We start from the raw sequence: 17,755 nt of genomic DNA, 5'->3' as shown, positions 1-17,755 counted from the left end.
GCGATGGCCGCGCAAAAGGGCAAGGACCTGCTGCTGAAAATTCACGATGGAAGCACGTTTGCCACCGTGGCGGGGCTGCGGTCCCGCACGCTGGCCTTCAACGCCCAGAGCGTGGATGTGACCAACGCCGAATCCGCCGGCCAGTGGCGCGAGCTGCTCGCGGGAGCGACGGTGAAGCGCGCCTCCATCTCCGGCTCCGGCGTGTTCAAGGACGCCGCCTCCGACGCGCTGGTGCGCGCGGCTTTCTTCGATGGGGCACTGAAGACCTGCCAGGTGGTGATCCCCGATTTCGGCACGGTCGCCGGTCCCTTTCAGGTGACCGCCCTGGAGATCGCCGCCAACCATGATCGCGAGGTGACCTTCGACCTGACGCTGGAAAGCGCGGGCGAACTCACCTTCACCGCGCTCTGAGCGGGAGCCCCTCATGGCCAATCCCCGGCGCGGCGAGGTGGAGGCGCTCATTGATGGGCGTCCGCGCATCCTCGTCCTCACTTTGGGTGCCCTGGCGGAACTGGAAGCCGCCTTCGGCGCCGATGATCTCGTTTCGCTCGCCGAGCGGCTGGAGCGCGGGCGGCTGACCGCGCGCGAGGCCATGGTGATCCTCGCCGCCGGTCTCTCCGGAGCGGGCACGCCGACCCGGCCGGACGAGGTGGCGGGCCTTCGCTTCGAGGGGGGCGCAGTGGGCGCGGCGCGGATCGTGGGCGCGCTTCTCGCCGCCACCTTCGGCACGGCGGGGGAGGGCGGCCCACCGCGCCCTCCGGCGCCGCAGGAGGCGTGAGGGCACCCGCGCGGCCCTTCCCCTGGGAGGCGGCCATGGCCGCCGGCCTCGGCCTTCTGCGGCTCTCACCCGACGCCTTCTGGCGCATGACCCCGCGCGAACTGGCGGCGGCCATGGCGCCCTTCACGCCCCCAGCATCCGCCCTCGACCGCGCCGGCTTCGAGGATCTCCTGCGCCGCTTTCCCGACACCCGCTGAAGAAGGACATGTTCCATGGCGGAGCTTGATGCCCCCATCGACACCGTTTCGGTGGCCATCACGGCCGATACCCGCGCCTTCCGCACGGAGCTGGCCGACACCGAGCGCACCACGCGGGGCTTTGCCGCAACGCTGGCCGATGCCTTCACCGCCGTGACCGTGAAGGGCAAGGACGTGGGCGACGTCATCGGCATGGTGGGCCAGCGCCTCTCCAGCCTCGCCCTCAATGCCGCCCTGAAGCCGCTGGAGCAGGGTGTCGGCGGGCTGCTGAAGGGGCTGCTCTCGGGCACCGCCTTCGCGCGGGGCGATGTGCTCTCCGGCGGCGGCGCCGGTGTTGAGGTGCGCCCCTTCGCGCAAGGGGGCGTGTTGGCCGGACATGGAGGCGGGGCCCCGGCGCGGCCCTTCGCGCTCGGCGGTGCGCTGGCCGGGGAGGCGGGCGGGCTTCAGGTGCGCCCCTTCGCCCAAGGCGGCGTGGTCGCCGCGCCCACCTATTTCCCCATGGCGGGCGGCCTGGGCCTCATGGGCGAGCGGGGCGCGGAAGCCATCCTGCCTTTGGCGCGCGGCGCCGACGGGCGGCTTGGCGTGCGCACCGAGGGCGGCGCGGGCGCCACCTCCGTGGTGGTGAACGTGTCCACGCCCGATCCCGGCGCCTTCCGCCGCTCCGATGTCTATCTGTCGGGCCTGGTGGCGCGGGCGGTGGCGCGCGGGCAGCGGGGGGCGTGAGGCGTCAGCGCGCGGTCTTCCAGGCGTCGGAACTGGAGGCACTGGACGTGCCCATGTCCGTATTGTTGTTGCCGGGATTGGGGGCATTGCCGAGCGTGCGGCCGGTGCCCGCGTCGAGGCGCAGCGTCACGCCCATGCGCACGCAGGTGTCCGTGCCCGGCTGGAGCACGAAGTCCGGCCCGAACTGGGCGCACGACTTCATCTTCGTGCCGGATGTGCCGGAGGCGCTGCCCTTGGCCGTCCCGGCTTTTGCTGTGCCACTCTCGGCGGGCGGGGTCAGGGTGAGCGTCGACAAAGGCACGGGCGTCGTCGTCTGCGCGACGGCCGGCGCGAGGCCGGCGGCGAGGGCGAGGCTCGCGAGGCTGCACTTGCGCATCAGGCCGCTCTTCATCTGGCTCACTCCACCGCACCGGCACCATGCCGCACCGCGTCCCGCACGGCTCGCCCGCACACTAGTGAAAGGCGGGAGCGGCGGAAAGACCGACCCAAGGAGAGCCTCGACGTGAACTGGCGGCACCGCCGCCAGACCGCTTTGGAAGGGGCAGAGGGGGCGCGATGAAAAGCCGAACGCTGCCCCCGCATACTCTTCGGCGTACCGCGGCGGGACCCTGCCAGCGCAGGCCGCTGGGCTGGCTGAGCGGTGCCTGGCCTGACCGACCGCCCCCCTGGTGTGCCCCGTGACTGAGGGCCGGCAAACCACGACGCACGCAACGGCCCAGCAGGCATCTCACCCGCCGGGCCGCTGAACGGGTGCGGCGGCGGGCGCCTCAGGAGGCCTTGCCGCCTTTGGGCTTTGCGGTCGCCTTGGGTTTCACGGCCGCCTTGGGTTTCACGGCCGCCTTGGGTTTCACGGCCGCCTTGGGCTTTTCTGCCGCCTCGGGTTTCGCCGCCGCCTTGGCTGCGGGCTTGACCACTGCCTTTGCAGGCGCCTTCGCAGGCACCTTGGCCGCTGCGGACTTCGCCGCGGGGGCTTTCGGCGCTTCCTTCACCGGCTCCTTGGCCGCCGCCTTGCTCGCGGGCGCCTTGGCCGGAGATTTTGCGGGCGCAGCCTTCGCGGCGGGAGAAGCGGGTGACACGGCCGCCTTGGCTGCGGGCTTTGGCGCGGCCTTGGCCGGCGCCTTCTTTGCCGCCGGCGCCTTCGATTCACCCTTAGGCGCCTCTGCCTTTGGCGCGTCCATCGGGGCCGCCTCGGCCTTGGCCGGCTTCGCGGCGGCCTTCGCCTTGGATGCGGCTGCCACCGGTTTCGCCGGCGGCGTCTCGGGGGCCTTGGCGGAAGCTTTGGCAGAGGCTTTTACCGGCGCCTTGCCGGCAGCCGGCTTCGCGGTCGCGGCCTTGGCCGCCGCGAGCTTGGTGGCGGCCGCCTTGATGGCGGCCGTCTTGCTGGAGGCCTTTGCCGGGGCGGCAGCGGGCTTGGCGGGGGATTTGGCGGGGGATTTGGCGGCCGACGCCTTCTCCGGCTTCGCGGCGGGTTTGGCGGGTGCCGCCTTCGCGGCCTTGGCCGGCGCGGCTGTCACCGGCGCGGCGGGCGGCGGGGCAGCGGCCGCAGGTTTTGACGGCGCGGCCTTGGCTGCCTTTGGTGCGGCCGGTGCCTTTACTGCGGTCGCCTTCGATGCGGGCACTTTGGCCGCCGCCGATGACTTCACGGCGCGCGTCTTGGCGGACGCCGTGGCGGGTGCCGCCACCGGTGCCGCCGGGGGTGGAGCCTCGACCTTCGGCGTCTCCGCCGTCTTGCCCTTCGCAGCCTTTGTCGGCGCCGTCGCCGCGGGCGTCTTTGCGGGTTTCGTGGCCATGCTCTGGCTCCACCTTCGACAAGGATGAGAAAGTCAAGGCGCCCGCGAAAACTATGTCAAGACGCCCAATATTGGAAACGCGCCAGATTTCGCAGGAATGAAACGCTATGCCCACCTTTCATGAGGTTTTGTTCCCCCTGGACGTGGCGCTCGGCGCCTCCGGAGGCCCCGAACGAGCCACCGAGATCGTTGCAACCGCCACCGGACGCGAGGAGCGCAACACGCGGCGCGCTGATTCGCGGCGCCGCTTCGATGCCGGAACGGGCGTGAAAACTTTCGCTGCACTGCATGATGTCCTCGTCTTCTTCGAGGAGCGGCGCGGGCGCCTCCACGGCTTCCGCTGGCGCGACCGGCTCGACCATGCCTCCGCCCCGCCCGGCACGGCGCTCACGCCCGGCGACCAGACGCTCGGCACCGGCGATGGCAGCACGCGGGTGTTCCAGCTCGCCAAGACCTATGGCGCCCTTCACGCCCCCTATGTGCGGGCCATCGCCAAGCCCGTGGCGGGCTCGGTGCGGGTGGCCGTGGCGGGGGTGGAAAAGGCGGCCGGCACCTTCGCCTGCGATGTCGCGACCGGCCTCGTCACCTTCCTGCCCAGCCATGCGCCGCCCCTTGGCGCGCGGGTGAGCGCGGGCTTCCTGTTCGACGTGCCCGTGCGCTTCGACACCGACTTCCTGGAGGTGGATCTGAGCGCGTTTGCCGCCGGCGCCATCCCGCGCATCCCGGTGGTGGAAATCCGCCCCTGAGCCTCCCTTCTCCTCCTCCCCTGGAGCCCTCATGCGACAGGTCCCGTCCGCGCTCGCCGCGCAGCTCTCCGGCGGCGTCACCACCTTGTGCCACGGCTGGCGCGTGACCCGCCGCGATGGCCTCCAGCTCGGCTTCACGGACCATGACCGCGACCTTGAAATCGACGGCCTCCCCTTCCTCGCCGCCTCCGGCGTGGCGGGGTCGGAAAGCGTTTCGGCGCAAGGGCTTGCGGTGAGCGGCGCGGAGGTGTCGGGGGCGCTCAGCGCCGCCACCCTCACCGAGGCGGACCTGGCCGCCGGGCGGTTTGATGGGGCTGAGGTCGACCATCTCCTTATCGACTGGTCGGCGCCTGAAAACCACATGCTGCTGCGCCGGGCGACGATTGGCGAGGTGCGGCGGGAGGGCGGGGCCTTCACCGCCGAATTGCGCGCCCTGACCGACGTGCTGAACCAGACCCGCGGCCGCCTGTTCGGCGCCCTGTGCGATGCCGATCTCGGCGACGCGCGGTGCGGTGTCGACCTCACCGCGCCGGCCCATCGGGCGGAGGTGAACGTGGTGGCCGTCGAGGGGCCGCTGCGGCTCGTGGTGTCCGGCCTGTCCGGCCATGATGAAGGCGCCTTCTCCCATGGCCGCCTCGCCTTTTCCGACGGCCCCAATGCGGGCGTGTCGCTGGAGGTGCGCAGCCATTTGCGGGAGAGCGGGGCGGACATTCTGGAGCTGTGGCAGCGCCCGCCGGAAACGGTGATAGCGGGCGACGCAGCGCAGGTCACCGCCGGCTGCGACAAGCGCTTTTCCACCTGCCGCGCGCGGTTCGCCAATGGAGTGAATTTTCGCGGCCATCCGCACATGCCGGGCAATGACTTCCTGCTCACCATCGCGGTGCCCGGCGAGGGCGGCTATGACGGCGGAAGCCTGTCATGAGCGCGCAAGAGTTGCGCGCGTGCATCCTCGCGGAGGCGCGGGCGTGGATCGGCACGCCCTATCTGCACCGCGCCTCCGTGCGCGGCTCCGGTGCCGATTGCCTGGGGCTCGTGCGCGGCGTCTGGCGCGCCGTGATGGGCGCCGAGCCCGAGCCCTTGCCTCCCTATGCCCCCGACTGGGCGGAAGCCGCCCGGCGGGAGACGCTGCGCGACACCGCGCGGCGGCATCTGATGGAAATGGAGATCGCGGCGGCGCAGCCCGGCGACGTGCTGCTCTTCCGCTTCCGGCCCCATCTGCCGGCCAAGCACGCGGCGATCCTCAGCGCGCCAGCCCGCATGATCCACGCCTATGACGGCGTCGCCGTCTGCGAGACCCATCTGACCCCCTGGTGGCGCCGGCACCTGGCAGCCGCCTTCGCCTTTCCCGGCGCCTGAGCGCCTGTCCTGACGCGGAGAAATGACCCATGGCGACACTGCTTCTCGGCGGTGCGGGCGGGCTCGTGGGCGGCGCCCTGTTCGGTCCGCTCGGCGCCATTGCGGGCCGGGCGCTGGGCGCCCTTGGGGGCGCGGTGGCCGATGCGGCGCTCACCGGCGGCGGGCGCAGCCAGGTGGTGCAGGGCGCGCGGCTTTCCGACCTTGATGTGATGACCTCCAATGCGGGGGCGCCGATCCCGCGCATCTATGGGCGCGTGCGGGTGGCGGGGCAGGTCATCTGGGGCACGCGGCTGGAAGAGGTGGTCTCCACCCAGGTGCAATCGACGGGGGGAAAAAGCGCGCGCACCTCCACGCGTACCACCACCATTTCCTATTCCTACTACGCCAATTTCGCGGTGGCCCTGTGCGAGGGGCCGGTGACGCGCATCGGCCGCATCTGGGCCGACGGCAAGCCGCTGGACGCCACCGCCTATGTGATCCGCGCCTATCTGGGGAGCGAGGACCAGCTTCCCGATCCCTGGATCGAGGCGAAGGAAGGGGCGGGCAGGGCGCCGGCCTATCGGAGGCTTGCCTATCTGGTGTTCGAGCGCATGCCGCTCGCCAAGTTCGGCAACCGCCTGCCGCAGATCACGGTGGAGGTGGAGCGGGCGGTGGGGCGGCTGGAGCGGAACCTGAAGGCGGTGACGCTGATCCCCGGTTCCACTGAATTCGGCTATGAGCCGAGCGAGGTGCGGCGCGTCTATGGGCCCGGCGCCTATGACGCGGAAAACCGCCATGTGGCCACCGCCCGCTCGGACTTTGCCGCCTCGCTTGATCATCTCCAGGCCCTGTGCCCGAGCCTGGAGCGCGTCTCGCTGGTGGTGGCCTGGTTCGGCGATGATCTGAGGGCCGGCGCCTGCACGGTGCGCCCCAAGGTGGAGCGGCTCGACAAGACCACATGGCCCACTGCCTGGATGGTGAACGGCCTGCCGCGCCTGCTGGCGAGCGCTTCCAGCCGGCATGAGGGGGTGGCCGCCTATGGCGGCACGCCGTCGGATTCCTCCGTGCTGCATGCCATCGCGGACCTCAAGGCACGCGGCCTGAAGGTGACGCTCAACCCCTTCGTCATGATGGACATTCCCGCCGGCAACGGGCGTCCCGATCCCTGGACGGGCGCGTCCGACCAGCCCGCTCATCCCTGGCGTGGCCGCATCACCTGCGATCCCGCGCCGGGGCGCTCCGGCAGCGCCGATGGCACGGCGCGCGCACGCACGCAGGTGGCCCATCTGTTCGGCAGCGCGGCGCGCTCCGATTTCGGTGTCTATGCGGGACAGGTCTATTATTTCGGCCCAGCCGAATGGAGCCTGCGCCGCATGGTGCTGCATTATGCGCATCTGGCGGCGCTGGCGGGGGGCGTAGAGGCCTTCCTCATCGGCTCCGAATTCGCGGCGCTGACGCGGGTGCGGGCGGAGGATGGCAGCTTCCCGGCGGTGGCGGCCTTGGCGGCGCTGGCGGGCGATGTGAAGGCCATTCTGGGCGCCGGCACGAAGGTCTCGTATGCCGCGGACTGGACCGAATATGGCGCCCAGCTTCTGCCCGGTGGCGACCTGCGGTTCCCCTTGGACGGCCTGTGGGCGTCCCCCGCCATCGACTTCGTGGGGCTGGATTATTATCCGCCTTTGTCCGACTGGCGGGCGGGGGCGACGCATCTTGATCGCGCTTTGGCACGGTCCATCCACGATCCTGCTTACCTCAAGGCCAATCTCAGGGCCGGCGAGGCGTTCGACTGGTTCTATGGGGACGAGGCGGCCCGTGCCGCGCAGGCCCGCACCGCCATCACCGATGGCGCCTATTCCGAGCCGTGGGTCTACCGCCAGAAGGACCTCTGGTCCTGGTGGTCGAACGCCCATCACGAGCGCCTCGGCGGCGTGCGCGCCGCAACGCCCACCGCCTTCGTGCCCAACGGCAAGCCCATCCGCCTCATGGAGGCGGGCTGCCCGGCGGTGGACAAGGGCGCGAACCGGCCGAGCGTCTTTCCCGATGCCAAGTCGGCGGATGGCGGCTATCCGCCCTTCTCCGACCGGCGCCGCGACGACCTGATCCAGCGCCGCGCGCTGGAGGCGGTTCTTTCCACCTTCGACCCGGAATTCGGCGCCGGCGATGCGGACAATCCCCCCCGTCCCGGCGGCGGGCGCATGGTGGAGGCGGGCTGCGTCTTCCTGTGGACCTGGGATGCGCGACCCTATCCCGAATTTCCCCTCGCCACCGAGCTGTGGGCGGACGGCGCCAACTGGCAGACCGGCCACTGGCTCAATGGCCGCCTGGGCACCGCCCCGCTGTCCGACTTGGTGGCCCAGCTCTGCGCCGACCATGGCGCTGGCGATGTGGAGGCGGGCACCTTGGCCGGCGTGGTGGACGGCTATCTGGTGGACCGGCCCATGTCCGCGCGCTCCGCGCTCGAGCCGCTCGGCCGCGCCTTCGGCTTCGATGCGGTGGAGGAGGGCGGCACCCTGGCCTTCCGGCCGCGCGGGGGGCCGGTGGTGGCCTCCCTCACGCAGGATGATCTGGTGGTGGAGGAGGGCGCGGCGCCGCTCGCCTTGACCCGCGCGCAGGAGAGCGAGCTGCCGGTGGAGGTGGGCCTCACCTTCATCGATGGCGCCAGCGATTATCGCACCGCCACCGTCGCCTCCCGCCGCCTGTCGGGGGCGAGCCTCCATGTGGCGCGCACGGAATTGTCCGTGGTGGCTTCCGCCGCCCTCATGGGACGGGCGGCGGATGTGTGGCTCCAGGATTTGTGGGCGGGTCGGGAGACCGCCACCTTTGCGCTGCCGCCCTCCCATCTGGGGCTGACCGCTGGTGACGTGGTGGAGGTGACCTGCGACGGCCGCACGCGCCTCCTGGAAATCACCCGCATCGAGGACACGCAAGTGCGCGCGGTGAGCGCCCGCTCCATTGAGCCGGACTTGTTCGAAGCCTCGCTGCGGGCCGATAGCGGCGGCACCGTACGCCTGCCCGCCGTGTCGGGGCCGCCCGATCTCCAGCTTCTGGACCTGCCGCTGCTGGAGGCGGCCGATCCCGTGCCGCTCCAGCATCTGGCGGCATTCGTGTCGCCTTGGCCCGGCGCGCTCGCGGTCTGGCGTTCGTCCGATGGGGCGAGCTTCGAGGCCATTGCCGCGCTCTCCGCGCCCGCCACCCTCGGGCAGGTGCTGGAGGACCTGCCGCCCGGCCCCGCCTGGCGCTTCGATCGTTCCTCCCGCCTGCTGGTGGAGCTGAATGGCGGATTGTTCCAGGGCCTTTCGGAAGCGCAGGTGCTGGAGGGCGGCAATCTCCTGGCGCTGATCGCAGAAGGGCGGGAGAGCGAGGTGATCCAGTTCGCCAATGCTGAATTGCTGGAGGGGCGCACCTATGCCCTCACCGGCCTCCTGCGCGGGCAGGCGGGCACCGAGGCGGCGGGCGGATCGACATGGCCGGCGGGCACGCGGCTTGTGCTGCTGGACCGCACGCTGGCCGTCCTCGCATCGGGGGCCTCCTCCTATGGCCGCAGCTTCATCTATCGCGTCGGCCGGGCCGATCGAGACCATGGCGACGAAGAGGTGAGCGAGGTGTCCGGCGCCGTCGGCGGGCGGGCATTACGGCCGCTCTCGCCGGTCCATCTCTCCGCGCGCCGCACGGGGGAGGGCATCCGCCTCGCCTGGGTGCGCCGCAGCCGGGTGGATGGGGATTTCGACGCCGCCGACACGCCGCTTGCCGAGGAGGTGGAGGCCTATCGCCTCGACATATTGGACGGCGACAGCCTCCGTCGCTCGGTCACGGTTCCGACGCCAGAATGGCTCTATCCGGCCGCGAGCGAGAGCGCCGATTTCGGTGGCCCGCTTTCGTCCATCACCTTCCGCGTGGCCCAGGTCACCGCCGTGCTGGGGCCGGGCGCGTTCGCCCGCGCCACGCGGGCCGTGTGATCGCTTTTTCCAGTCCTGAACCGAGCGGAGATCGCCATGGCTGAGACCACGGCGCGCCTTGCCTTGCCCTATATCGCGGCGGCCCAGGCGCAGAAGCATGTGACCCACAATGAGGCCATCCGCCGCCTGGATGCGCTCATCCAGCCGCGCCTGGAGAGCCTGACGCTGGCGACGCCTCCCAGCACGCCCGGAGAGGGGCAATGTTGGCTGGTCCCGTCCGACGCCACCGGCGCCTGGGCAGGGCAAACCGGGCGCATCGCCGCCTATGAGGCGGGGGCCTGGGACTTCATCGACCTGCCCTCTGGCCTGCTGGCCTATGTGGCGGATGCACGCCGTGTGCTGCTGTTCGATGGCACACGCTGGGTCTCGCCGCTGGCCGCCAGCGCCCATGGCGCGGCCATCGAGGCGCGGGTGCTGGAGGAGGACGTCGCGCTCTCCGGCTCGGCCGTCTCCACCGCCATCGCCATTCCCGACCGCGCCATCGTGCTGGGCGTCTCCACGAGGACGATCACAGCCGTGACGGGCGCGGCTTCCTATGATTGCGGCACCGCGTCCGAGCGCACCAAGTTCGGCGGGTCGCTGGGGATTTCCGCCGGCGCCTCCAACATGGGCGTCATCGGCCCCACCGCCTTCTATGCCGCGACCCCCGTGCGTCTCTCCGCCAATGGCGGCGCCTTCACCGGAGGCGTGGTGCGGGTGGCGCTCCATGTCCTGCTCTGCCCGGCCCCTGCGGCCTGAACCACAGCCTGTCCTTCCCAAATCCCGGAGACCGACCATGCCCTATGACGCGGCACGCGATCCCCTGCGTGCGCTTTCGCCCTCCGCCTCCTCGCCGGCCCGCGCCCTGCGCCTGGTGAGCCCTTCCGACAGCGCGGACCTCGATCCCTATGCCAAGGGCGTGTGGGTCTATGTGCCCGGCGATGTGTCCGGCGGCTTTGCCACCATCCGCGTCACCGCCGTGGGCGCCGCCAGCGATACAGATACGGTGGATGTGCGCGCCACCCCCGGCCTCCAGCCGCTGCCGCCGGTGCAGGTGCGCCGCATCTGGGCGACCGGAACCAGCACGGGCCTCTTCTTCTATGCCCTGGCCGACCGATGATCCGGCTTGGCACCGGGCTCATGAGCGCCGCCTATTGGCGGCCGAAGGCGGGCCTCCTGCCCGCCACCACCGCTTTGATGGCACGGATGACGTCCGCGCCCCCGGCCGGCCGCGCCGCCGCCATCGATGGGCTGATCCGCGCATTGGTGGCGGCCGGCATATGGTCGCGCCTCGACCTGCTTTATGTGCTGGCGGCCCATGACACCCAGGCGGCCCGGCTGAACTGGATCAGCTCCGCCTACACTCTTGCGGCCTACAACAGTCCGATCTTCACCGCCAATCGCGGCTTCAAGGGGGATGGTTCAACCGCCTGGCTGGATGTGGTGGGCTACAATCCCAGCAGCACGGCCGGGCGGTTTTCCTTGAACGATGCGTCAGCCGGGCTTTGGGTGCTCACGCCCTCGGCCGGGACGGGCATGGACCTATCGGGCATCGTCTGGATGAGCCGGCGGAACACAGGCGTGGATTGGCACTATCGCGTCAACGACGGGACGTCCAGCTTTGGGCAGCCGGGGGATACGCCGGGGTTTTACGCAGGCGACAGGCCGTCCTCTTCGACCAAGCGCCTGTTCAAGAATGGCGCCCAGATCGCAACCCACAACGTGGCAAGCTCGATCCTGAACACGCGGCTGAACATTCTCGGGCAATCCGGGGGCAGCAACAGCTCGGCCGAGCTGGCGGTGGTTTTCGCAGGGGCGTCTCTCACCGAAACCCAGCATGCCGCCCTCTATGCGGCCCTCAGCACCTATCTCCTCACCGTCGGAGCTTTGACATCATGAGCGACCTGTTCATCCTCCTGAGCGCGGCTGAGGCAGAAGGTGTCAGCGGCGAGACCTCACCCGGCGCCTGGCTGGCGCCGGTCCCGCTTGCCGACGGGCAGACCCACATCCTGCCGGAACGGGTGCTGCGGGACCCCGAGCACGCCGCCGTCCGGGCGCGGCTGGAGGGGCGGCCCATCGAGGCCCTCCAGCTTGAAGGCGGCAGCGCCCCGGCCTGAGAGGCCATGGGGAGCCGGCGTGTCAGAACACGTCCTGCCAGATGGGGCAGAAGCCCCGCGCATTGTGGTAAGTCGTCTTTGTGAAATAGGTGCCGGTGAAATAGTGGCAGTCGATTTCATTTGACCTGCGGTGATAGCTGTAGAGCACACCGAGCGCGTTCACCTGAAGATAAAAGACAAAGGTGATGAAAATCAGGGCCAGGATCATGAAGATCCAGGCCAATACACGTTCCATCCGAGATGCCTCTCGCGGACTGGGCCTGCCGTACTGGCAAAAAGCGCCACGGCAAATCGGCCGAACCATCGGGCCCAGGCCCGTCAATTTTCAGACATTAGGAGGTTTGCGTGGCAGCGTCCAGCTTCGCGCCCGCGCTCGTGCGCGTGCTTGCCCATGAAGGCGGCTATTCCAACCATCCCGCCGATCCCGGCGGCCCGACCATGCGCGGCGTCACCCAGCGCGTCTACGACGCCTTCCGCCGCGCCGCCGGCTTGCCCGCGCGGCCGGTGCGAGCGATCACCGAGGACGAGATGCGCGCCATCTATCGCCGCCAGTATTGGGACGCGGTGCGGGCCGACGACTTGCCGCAAGGGCTCGATTATTGCGTGTTCGACGCGGCGGTGAATTCCGGCCCGGCCCAGGCGGCCAAGTGGCTCCAGCGGGCGCTGGGGATCAGCCCGGACGGGCAAGTGGGGGCCCTGACGCTGGACGCGGCCCGGGCGGCGCCGGACCTGCGCCACGTCATCGACGAGATGTGCGACCGTCGCCTTGCCATGCTCCGGGCGCTGAAGACTTGGCCGGTCTTCGGCACCGGATGGGCGCGCCGCGTGGGCGACGTGCGCCTTGCCGCCCGCGCCCTGACCTCCGGCGCCCCTGAGGTTCCGGTGACGGTTGCCGGTGCAGGGACGAGCGCGGTGACCGGCGCCGGAAAGGGGTCGCTCGACAGCCTCCGCCCGCTCCCTCGCCCGGAGGCTGGGCAGGCTGCGGCCGCAGGCGGGCTGGTGGCCACCGCACTGGCCGAGGCGGCGCGCCAGATCGCTCCCCTGGCGCCAGGATCCTCGGCCTTGGCCGTCGTTTTCACCTTGCTGACCCTGGCGGGTCTTGCCGCCACCTGCGCGGGCCTCGCCTTTGCCTGGCGCAGCAGCCGGATGCGTGCGCAGCGCGACAGCGCCCTGGACCTTGGCGCGCCGGGGAGAATGCCGTGATCGGCCCGTCGCTCAATCTCTGGGAGGCTCTCGCCTATGGGCTGCCTTGGTGGCTGCTTGGCGGGCTGGTGATGGCCGGCCTCGCGCTGGTGGCCCTGCGGTTTGGCTGGCGCGCGGCGCTCTTGGCGGGCACGGCGGGCCTCCTTCTCATCGTGGATCGCCGCGCGGCCCAGCGCGGCTGGCGGGACAGGCAACGCAAGGAGGATGCGGATGAAGCCCGAAACCTGGAGACGGCGCGCCTCGCGCGCCTTGATGCCGAGCGTGCTGCTCGCGACCCTGGCCGCCTGCGCGCCGATGACGGCTGGCGGCGGGACGGGGGTGTTCTGCCGGGCGGCCCGCCCCATCAGCTGGTCGCCGGCGGACACCGACACGACCATCCAGGAGGTGAAGGCCCATAATGCGGTCGGTCGCGCTTTGTGCGGCTGGCGGTGAGTGCGGCGCACCGCCGGGTTGAACAGAGCCGGCCGCTGAACTAGCCTGCAAGTTGTTGACGCTGCAAAGTTTCAGGTCGCGCGCACCGGCCTGCCGCGGCCCGCGCCCGGAGGACGTGCTGCGTTACCGTCGGTGGGAGGATCTCGTTCGCCGTGCGCCTGCTTGTGATCGAAGATGATCCGGACCTCAATCGCCAGTTGGTCACCGCTCTGGGAGAGGCTGGCTATGCGGTGGATTCCGCTTTCGATGGAGAGGAGGGGCTCTATCTCGGCGATACCGAGCCCTATGACGCGATCGTCCTGGATATCGGACTGCCCAAACGCGACGGCATATCGGTACTGGAAAGCTGGCGTCGCGCGCGCAAGACCATGCCTGTGCTGATTCTCACGGCACGGGATCGCTGGAGCGACAAGGTGCAGGGCTTCGATGCCGGTGCCGACGACTATGTCGCCAAGCCCTTCCATATGGAGGAGGTGCTCGCCCGTCTGCGGGCCCTGCTGCGGCGCGCCACCGGCCATGCCAGCAGTGAATTGTCGTGCGGTCCGGTGCGGCTCGACACGCGCTCGGGGCGGGTCTCCGTGAACGGCAGCCCGGTGAAGCTCACCAGCCACGAATACCGCCTCCTGTCCTATCTCATGCACCATATGGGCCGCGTGGTCTCGCGCGCGGAGCTGGTGGAGCATCTCTACGACCAGGATTTCGATCGGGATTCCAACACCATCGAGGTGTTTGTCGGGCGCCTGCGCAAGAAGCTGGAATGCGATGTCATCCAGACCGTGCGAGGTCTCGGCTACCTCCTTGTTCCACCGGAGAGCCGGTGATGGAGCGCGCCCCCCGGGGGGCGCAGGCGTGCGGCCATGGCTGAGAAGTCTCAGACAGGCTCGCTCGCGTTCCGCCTGTTCCTGTTCGCCGTCGTCATCACGGCGGCGGTGCTGCTGCTGGTGGGCTTCGTTCTGTCCTCCCTCTATCGCAGCGGCGTGGAGCGGGCCTTCGACCGGCGGCTGGACATCTATCTGAAGACCATTGTCGCGGACGTGGCGGGCGCTCATGGCCCGGACGGGGACGTGCCCAGCCCCGAAGCGCTGAGTGACCCTCTGTTCCTGTTTCCCATGTCAGGCTGGTACTGGCAGGTGAGGCGCCAGGATGGAGCGTCTGCGCACGTGAAGACCTCCAGGTCCCTGGTGGAGTTCGTCCTGCCGGAACTGGAGGCCGGCACGGATACCCCCCGCCTCGGCGCCGTGCGCGAGGGCTATCTCGTGGGGCCCGAGGGCCAGTCGCTTCGCGCCGTGGAACGCAGCATCGACCTTGGGGATGAAGGGCGCTTCGTGGTGACGGTCGCCGGCGACGCGGGGGAAATCAAGGGCGACATGGTCCAGTTCAACCTCGCCCTCATGGGCACATTCGCTGTCCTGGGCGTCGCCTTTCTGCTGATCGTGCTGCTCCAGGTGCGATTCGGCCTCAAGCCGCTCGCGCGGGTCTCCGCGGATCTGGCCGCGGTGCGGTCCGGCCGGACGGAGCGGTTGGAAGGGGACTATCCCGAGGAGATCGTGCCTCTGGTGAGCGAGGTGAACGAGCTTATCGACGCGAACAAGGAGATCGTGGAGCGGGCGCGCACCCATGTGGGAAATCTCGCCCATGCCCTGAAGACACCGCTCTCCGTCCTGCTGAACGAGGCGGCCCAACGCGACGACCCGCTTGCCCAGCGTGTGCGAGACCAGGCCGAGGTGATGCGCAGCCAGGTGGCCCACCACCTGGAGCGCGCGCGCCTCGCCGCGCGCGTCTCTGCCGCGCCTGCCACCGTGTGCGAGGTCCGCCAGATCGTGATTGCGCTGACACGCACCATGGAGAAGATCCACCGGGGCAAGGATATTGATATCGATGTGATCGCGCCGGAGGCCGTGCGCTTCCGGGGCGAGCAGCAGGATGTGGAGGAGATGGTGGGCAACCTGGTGGACAATGCCTGCAAATGGGCCCACGGCCGGATCGAAGTCCGCGTGTTCGCCGAGCGGCCGCGCCATCCCGCGGACCGCACCTTCCTTAGGGTCATCATCGACGATGACGGCCCCGGCCTCGGTGCCGCCAAGCGGGCCGAGGTGGGGCGGCGCGGGCGGCGGCTGGACGAATCCAAGCCCGGCTCTGGCCTCGGCCTGTCTATCGTGCAGGAACTGGCCGATCTCTATGGCGGGCGCGTCGAACTCTCCACGGCGCCCATCGGGGGCCTGCGCGCGGAACTGATCCTGCCGTCCGCGCCTTCCGCTTGAGGGGGAGCACCCCGTTGAAAAATGCCACCCCCCTTGCGACTCTCAGGCATTGAAGTGACGCCGCGCGCGTGCTTATCGGGAAGGCATCGGCTTGAAGGGGATCGCTTGATGAACGCGTGCAGACTGGCGGCTGTGGTGCTCGGCGCCACTCTGCTCGCAGGTTGCGTCACCGACGGCGACACCAAGCCGCCGGGCGGCGGCTTGTTCGCCAGCCTTGGGCCAACCCCCGCGCCGGAAACACGCGGCCTTGTGGCCGCTCCCGGCGGCCTCCTGGGGGGTGCCTTCGGCACTGGCCTCGACGAGACGGACCGCCAGCGCGCCCTGGCCGCCGAGACCACGGCCCTTGAGACCGGCGGGCCGGGCTCGCCCGTGGGATGGCGCGGCGACAATGCGGCCCATGGCACCGTCATCGCCGGGCCGGCTTATTCCCGCACCAATTACGCCCGCTGCCGGGACTTCACCCACACCATCTATCTCCAGGGCAAGCCGCAGCTCTCCCGGGGTGTGGCGTGCCGCACCCAGGAAGGAAACTGGATCGCAGTGACCTGAGGCGCGCCTCCCTGCAGCCGATTGGGCGGCTCAGATCGACGCAAGAGGCAGGGACGGGCGCGCGATGGTCTCGCGCATGCGGCGGATTCGGGTCAGTCGGCGACCTTGAACCGGCCGTCGGCCAGCACATAGATCGCGCCCTGGCGCACGGGCAGGATGGTGGCCTCGCCGGCCGGCATTCCGGCGCGCACGTGGAGGAGGGCGCGGATCACACCCCCATGGGTGACCACCACCGCGTCTCCCGGCAACCGGTCCAGCGCGGCCTCCGCCCGTGCCGCGAGCTGCACATAGCTCTCCCCGCCGGGCGGCACGAAATTCCACGGATCGAGATCGCGCGCCTTCACGTCATCGCCGAAGCGGCGCCGCAGGTCTGGCCAGGTGTGGCCTTCCCACCGGCCAAACGAGAGTTCCGACAGATCGGAATCCTGGGCGAAGTCCTGCGCCGGCAGGTCGAGCGTGGTGCGCAGGATGCGCATGGTCTCCACCGCCCGCGCGAGCGGGCTCGACACATAGGCCAGCCCGCGCACGTCGCCCACCAATTGATGCAGAACCCGGCTCACCTCGGCGGCCTGCAAGCGGCCGAGTCGATTGAGCGGCACGTTGGTGCGGCCCTGGAGCCGCCCGGCGACGTTCCAGTCCGTCTCCCCGTGGCGAACCAGGAAGTGCCGCTTCATCTCAACGGCCTACCGTCAGCGTGTGGTCGTACCACTGGCCGATGGGCGGATAATAGACACGGATCTTGGCCTCGCCGACCCCACTCCCAGTGACCACCGCGCCCGGCAGGCGCTGACCGAGGCAGACCAGATAGCCATAGTCCGTGCCCGTGACCACAAAGGTGCCCGTCTGCACGGAGAGCCGGACGCCGGGGGAGGTGGAGACCACCTCAATGCGCGCCGGCCCCTGGCTGATGCATTGCTGGTTCGCTGTCCCGGCGGCAAACAGGACGCCGTCCTTGCCGCCGCCGGTGAAAAAATTCACCACATAGGCGTCCGGATCGTTGTCGCGCTCCGCGTATGCGGGCGTCATCGCTGCGGCAAGAAGAAGGGCGGCGCAAAGGCTCGCCCTTCCGATCTCTGCGCGCGTGGCCTGCCTCGTCATCCCCGTCTCCCCCTCAAGCGTTCGCGCCGTCAGCGCGCCGGCACGCGCACCACATGGTCATACCATGCGCCGAGCGGCGGGTAGGTCACGCGCAACGTCAAGGTGGCCCCGCCCTTGGGGATGCGGCCGGACACACGCACCACCGCTCCGCTCACGGGACGGCCCAGGCAATAGGTGGAGCCGGCATCGGTGCGGGTCGCCGTGAAGGTGCCGGGCTCGACCGAGATGCGCGCCCCGGGCGGGCCGGAGAGCACCTGGATCACCGGCCGCTGCGAGGCCTGGCACAGCATGTCCGCCGTGGCGGTGCCGAAGACCATGCCCCTCGGGCCGCCCGTGGTACCCGTGAGATAGGCGATGCCCGGGAGCGAGGGGTTTACGTAATCCGGGAAGACCGCGCCGCCTGGCCCCAGCAGCCGGTCCCGCAGCGTGTAGGACTTAAAGTCCGGCGGGGCCTGCGCCGCCGCCGGGGCGGGCGCCGCGACCGCCGCCAGGGCCCCAAGGAGGCTGCCAAGGGCGGCAAGCCGCGGGAGGGAGAACGGCGACCGCTGGGAAAGGGGCAGGGGGCTCATGGTCAACTCCTCGGTCCCGATG

23 protein-coding genes are annotated in these 17,755 nt (G+C 70.2%); 17 read left to right on the top strand and 6 right to left on the bottom strand.

What is annotated here, in order from left to right:
- Positions 1-3 precede the first annotated feature (3 nt).
- The 4 genes from PV781_RS05360 to PV781_RS05345 are packed head-to-tail and all read left to right on the top strand — an operon-like array spanning position 4 to position 1,698.
- Positions 4-411 carry a phage major tail protein, TP901-1 family gene (locus PV781_RS05360; protein ID WP_274774582.1) on the top strand — a complete coding sequence of 136 codons (408 nt, stop codon included), beginning with the start codon at positions 4-6 and terminating at the stop codon, positions 409-411.
- A gap of 13 nt (positions 412-424) precedes the next feature.
- Complete coding sequence (locus PV781_RS05355) at positions 425-778, top strand: gene transfer agent family protein (protein WP_274774581.1); 354 nt, start codon at positions 425-427, stop codon at positions 776-778.
- On the top strand, positions 775-975 hold the full coding sequence (locus tag PV781_RS05350; protein WP_274774580.1) for a rcc01693 family protein: 201 nt from the start codon (positions 775-777) through the stop codon (positions 973-975). The genes PV781_RS05355 and PV781_RS05350 overlap by 4 nt, the downstream gene beginning before the upstream one ends.
- 15 nt (positions 976-990) lie before the next feature.
- The gene (locus PV781_RS05345; RefSeq protein WP_274774579.1) at positions 991-1,698 is read left to right on the top strand and encodes a phage tail tape measure protein; all 708 of its coding nucleotides are present in this window, start codon (positions 991-993) and stop codon (positions 1,696-1,698) included.
- Between the two features lie 4 nt (positions 1,699-1,702).
- On the opposite strand, the gene PV781_RS05340 is transcribed toward PV781_RS05345, so the two are convergent.
- Both PV781_RS05340 and PV781_RS05335 read right to left on the bottom strand, forming a co-directional pair.
- Positions 1,703-2,089, bottom strand: coding sequence for a porin (locus tag PV781_RS05340; RefSeq protein WP_274774578.1), 387 nt, complete (start codon positions 2,087-2,089; stop codon positions 1,703-1,705).
- A 376-nt stretch (positions 2,090-2,465) separates the two neighbouring features.
- Complete coding sequence (locus tag PV781_RS05335; protein WP_274774577.1) at positions 2,466-3,380, bottom strand: hypothetical protein; 915 nt, start codon at positions 3,378-3,380, stop codon at positions 2,466-2,468.
- Between the two features lie 215 nt (positions 3,381-3,595).
- Here PV781_RS05335 and PV781_RS05330 point away from each other — a divergent pair, with 215 nt between their 5' ends.
- The 8 genes from PV781_RS05330 to PV781_RS05295 are packed head-to-tail and all read left to right on the top strand — an operon-like array spanning position 3,596 to position 11,621.
- Complete coding sequence (locus PV781_RS05330; RefSeq protein ID WP_274774576.1) at positions 3,596-4,234, top strand: DUF2460 domain-containing protein; 639 nt, start codon at positions 3,596-3,598, stop codon at positions 4,232-4,234.
- Positions 4,235-4,265: 31 nt separating this feature from the next.
- Positions 4,266-5,156, top strand: a complete 891-nt coding sequence (locus PV781_RS05325) for a DUF2163 domain-containing protein (protein WP_274774575.1) — start codon at positions 4,266-4,268, stop codon at positions 5,154-5,156.
- The gene (locus tag PV781_RS05320) at positions 5,153-5,590 is read left to right on the top strand and encodes an NlpC/P60 family protein (protein ID WP_274774574.1); all 438 of its coding nucleotides are present in this window, start codon (positions 5,153-5,155) and stop codon (positions 5,588-5,590) included. Before PV781_RS05325 ends, PV781_RS05320 begins: the two co-directional genes overlap by 4 nt.
- Before the next feature lie 29 nt (positions 5,591-5,619).
- A complete protein-coding gene (locus PV781_RS05315) occupies positions 5,620-9,525 on the top strand; it encodes a baseplate multidomain protein megatron (RefSeq protein WP_274774573.1) in 3,906 nt (1,301 codons plus the stop codon).
- 36 nt (positions 9,526-9,561) lie between these two features.
- Positions 9,562-10,263: a DUF2793 domain-containing protein gene (locus tag PV781_RS05310; RefSeq protein ID WP_274774572.1), complete on the top strand. Its 702-nt coding sequence runs from the start codon at positions 9,562-9,564 to the stop codon at positions 10,261-10,263.
- 37 nt (positions 10,264-10,300) lie between these two features.
- Positions 10,301-10,624, top strand: a complete 324-nt coding sequence (locus PV781_RS05305) for a spike base protein, RCAP_Rcc01079 family (protein WP_274774571.1) — start codon at positions 10,301-10,303, stop codon at positions 10,622-10,624.
- A 20-nt stretch (positions 10,625-10,644) separates the two neighbouring features.
- Entirely contained in the window at positions 10,645-11,403 is a 759-nt protein-coding gene (locus PV781_RS05300; protein WP_274774570.1) for a hypothetical protein, read from the top strand.
- On the top strand, positions 11,400-11,621 hold the full coding sequence (locus PV781_RS05295; RefSeq protein WP_274774569.1) for a hypothetical protein: 222 nt from the start codon (positions 11,400-11,402) through the stop codon (positions 11,619-11,621). Before PV781_RS05300 ends, PV781_RS05295 begins: the two co-directional genes overlap by 4 nt.
- Before the next feature lie 22 nt (positions 11,622-11,643).
- Here PV781_RS05295 and PV781_RS05290 read toward each other — a convergent pair whose 3' ends face one another.
- A complete protein-coding gene (locus tag PV781_RS05290; RefSeq protein WP_274774568.1) occupies positions 11,644-11,856 on the bottom strand; it encodes a hypothetical protein in 213 nt (70 codons plus the stop codon).
- A gap of 110 nt (positions 11,857-11,966) precedes the next feature.
- On the opposite strand from PV781_RS05290, the gene PV781_RS05285 reads away from it, so the two are divergent.
- From PV781_RS05285 to PV781_RS05265, 5 genes are all read left to right on the top strand, one after another.
- Positions 11,967-12,824, top strand: coding sequence for a glycoside hydrolase family 108 protein (locus PV781_RS05285; RefSeq protein ID WP_274774567.1), 858 nt, complete (start codon positions 11,967-11,969; stop codon positions 12,822-12,824).
- Positions 12,821-13,222: a hypothetical protein gene (locus PV781_RS05280; protein ID WP_274774566.1), complete on the top strand. Its 402-nt coding sequence runs from the start codon at positions 12,821-12,823 to the stop codon at positions 13,220-13,222. Before PV781_RS05285 ends, PV781_RS05280 begins: the two co-directional genes overlap by 4 nt.
- Before the next feature lie 186 nt (positions 13,223-13,408).
- Positions 13,409-14,077 carry a response regulator transcription factor gene (locus tag PV781_RS05275; protein ID WP_274774565.1) on the top strand — a complete coding sequence of 223 codons (669 nt, stop codon included), beginning with the start codon at positions 13,409-13,411 and terminating at the stop codon, positions 14,075-14,077.
- A 36-nt stretch (positions 14,078-14,113) separates the two neighbouring features.
- The gene (locus PV781_RS05270) at positions 14,114-15,517 is read left to right on the top strand and encodes a sensor histidine kinase (protein ID WP_274774564.1); all 1,404 of its coding nucleotides are present in this window, start codon (positions 14,114-14,116) and stop codon (positions 15,515-15,517) included.
- A 108-nt stretch (positions 15,518-15,625) separates the two neighbouring features.
- Complete coding sequence (locus tag PV781_RS05265; protein ID WP_274774563.1) at positions 15,626-16,066, top strand: RT0821/Lpp0805 family surface protein; 441 nt, start codon at positions 15,626-15,628, stop codon at positions 16,064-16,066.
- A gap of 92 nt (positions 16,067-16,158) precedes the next feature.
- Here the strand turns inward: PV781_RS05265 and PV781_RS05260 are convergent, their stop codons facing one another.
- The 3 genes from PV781_RS05260 to PV781_RS05250 form a co-directional block, all read right to left on the bottom strand.
- Positions 16,159-16,740, bottom strand: a complete 582-nt coding sequence (locus PV781_RS05260; protein WP_274774562.1) for a histidine phosphatase family protein — start codon at positions 16,738-16,740, stop codon at positions 16,159-16,161.
- Position 16,741: 1 nt separating this feature from the next.
- Complete coding sequence (locus PV781_RS05255) at positions 16,742-17,092, bottom strand: hypothetical protein (protein ID WP_274774561.1); 351 nt, start codon at positions 17,090-17,092, stop codon at positions 16,742-16,744.
- 101 nt (positions 17,093-17,193) lie between these two features.
- Positions 17,194-17,733 carry a hypothetical protein gene (locus PV781_RS05250; RefSeq protein WP_274774560.1) on the bottom strand — a complete coding sequence of 180 codons (540 nt, stop codon included), beginning with the start codon at positions 17,731-17,733 and terminating at the stop codon, positions 17,194-17,196.
- Positions 17,734-17,755: the final 22 nt, after the last annotated feature.

This window comes from Aquabacter sediminis (genome assembly GCF_028863665.1).
Taxonomy (GTDB): domain Bacteria; phylum Pseudomonadota; class Alphaproteobacteria; order Rhizobiales; family Xanthobacteraceae; genus L1I39.
The sequence above is the reverse complement of the archived record's forward strand: the minus strand, read 5'-3'. Positions and strand labels throughout refer to the sequence as shown.

Bases quoted from the DNA above. Each gene is read 5' to 3' on its own strand.
- PV781_RS05360 (WP_274774582.1), top strand. From the start codon at position 4: ATGGCCGCGCAAAAGGGCAAGGACCTGCTGCTGAAAATTCACGATGGA.
- PV781_RS05355 (WP_274774581.1), top strand. From the start codon at position 425: ATGGCCAATCCCCGGCGCGGCGAGGTGGAGGCGCTCATTGATGGGCGT.
- PV781_RS05345 (WP_274774579.1), top strand. From the start codon at position 991: ATGGCGGAGCTTGATGCCCCCATCGACACCGTTTCGGTGGCCATCACG.
- PV781_RS05340 (WP_274774578.1), bottom strand. From the start codon at position 2,089: ATGAAGAGCGGCCTGATGCGCAAGTGCAGCCTCGCGAGCCTCGCCCTC.
- PV781_RS05330 (WP_274774576.1), top strand. From the start codon at position 3,596: ATGCCCACCTTTCATGAGGTTTTGTTCCCCCTGGACGTGGCGCTCGGC.
- PV781_RS05325 (WP_274774575.1), top strand. From the start codon at position 4,266: ATGCGACAGGTCCCGTCCGCGCTCGCCGCGCAGCTCTCCGGCGGCGTC.
- PV781_RS05320 (WP_274774574.1), top strand. From the start codon at position 5,153: ATGAGCGCGCAAGAGTTGCGCGCGTGCATCCTCGCGGAGGCGCGGGCG.
- PV781_RS05315 (WP_274774573.1), top strand. From the start codon at position 5,620: ATGGCGACACTGCTTCTCGGCGGTGCGGGCGGGCTCGTGGGCGGCGCC.
- PV781_RS05310 (WP_274774572.1), top strand. From the start codon at position 9,562: ATGGCTGAGACCACGGCGCGCCTTGCCTTGCCCTATATCGCGGCGGCC.
- PV781_RS05305 (WP_274774571.1), top strand. From the start codon at position 10,301: ATGCCCTATGACGCGGCACGCGATCCCCTGCGTGCGCTTTCGCCCTCC.
- PV781_RS05300 (WP_274774570.1), top strand. From the start codon at position 10,645: ATGAGCGCCGCCTATTGGCGGCCGAAGGCGGGCCTCCTGCCCGCCACC.
- PV781_RS05295 (WP_274774569.1), top strand. From the start codon at position 11,400: ATGAGCGACCTGTTCATCCTCCTGAGCGCGGCTGAGGCAGAAGGTGTC.
- PV781_RS05290 (WP_274774568.1), bottom strand. From the start codon at position 11,856: ATGGAACGTGTATTGGCCTGGATCTTCATGATCCTGGCCCTGATTTTC.
- PV781_RS05270 (WP_274774564.1), top strand. From the start codon at position 14,114: ATGGCTGAGAAGTCTCAGACAGGCTCGCTCGCGTTCCGCCTGTTCCTG.
- PV781_RS05265 (WP_274774563.1), top strand. From the start codon at position 15,626: ATGAACGCGTGCAGACTGGCGGCTGTGGTGCTCGGCGCCACTCTGCTC.
- PV781_RS05260 (WP_274774562.1), bottom strand. From the start codon at position 16,740: ATGAAGCGGCACTTCCTGGTTCGCCACGGGGAGACGGACTGGAACGTC.
- PV781_RS05255 (WP_274774561.1), bottom strand. From the start codon at position 17,092: ATGACGCCCGCATACGCGGAGCGCGACAACGATCCGGACGCCTATGTG.
- PV781_RS05250 (WP_274774560.1), bottom strand. From the start codon at position 17,733: ATGAGCCCCCTGCCCCTTTCCCAGCGGTCGCCGTTCTCCCTCCCGCGG.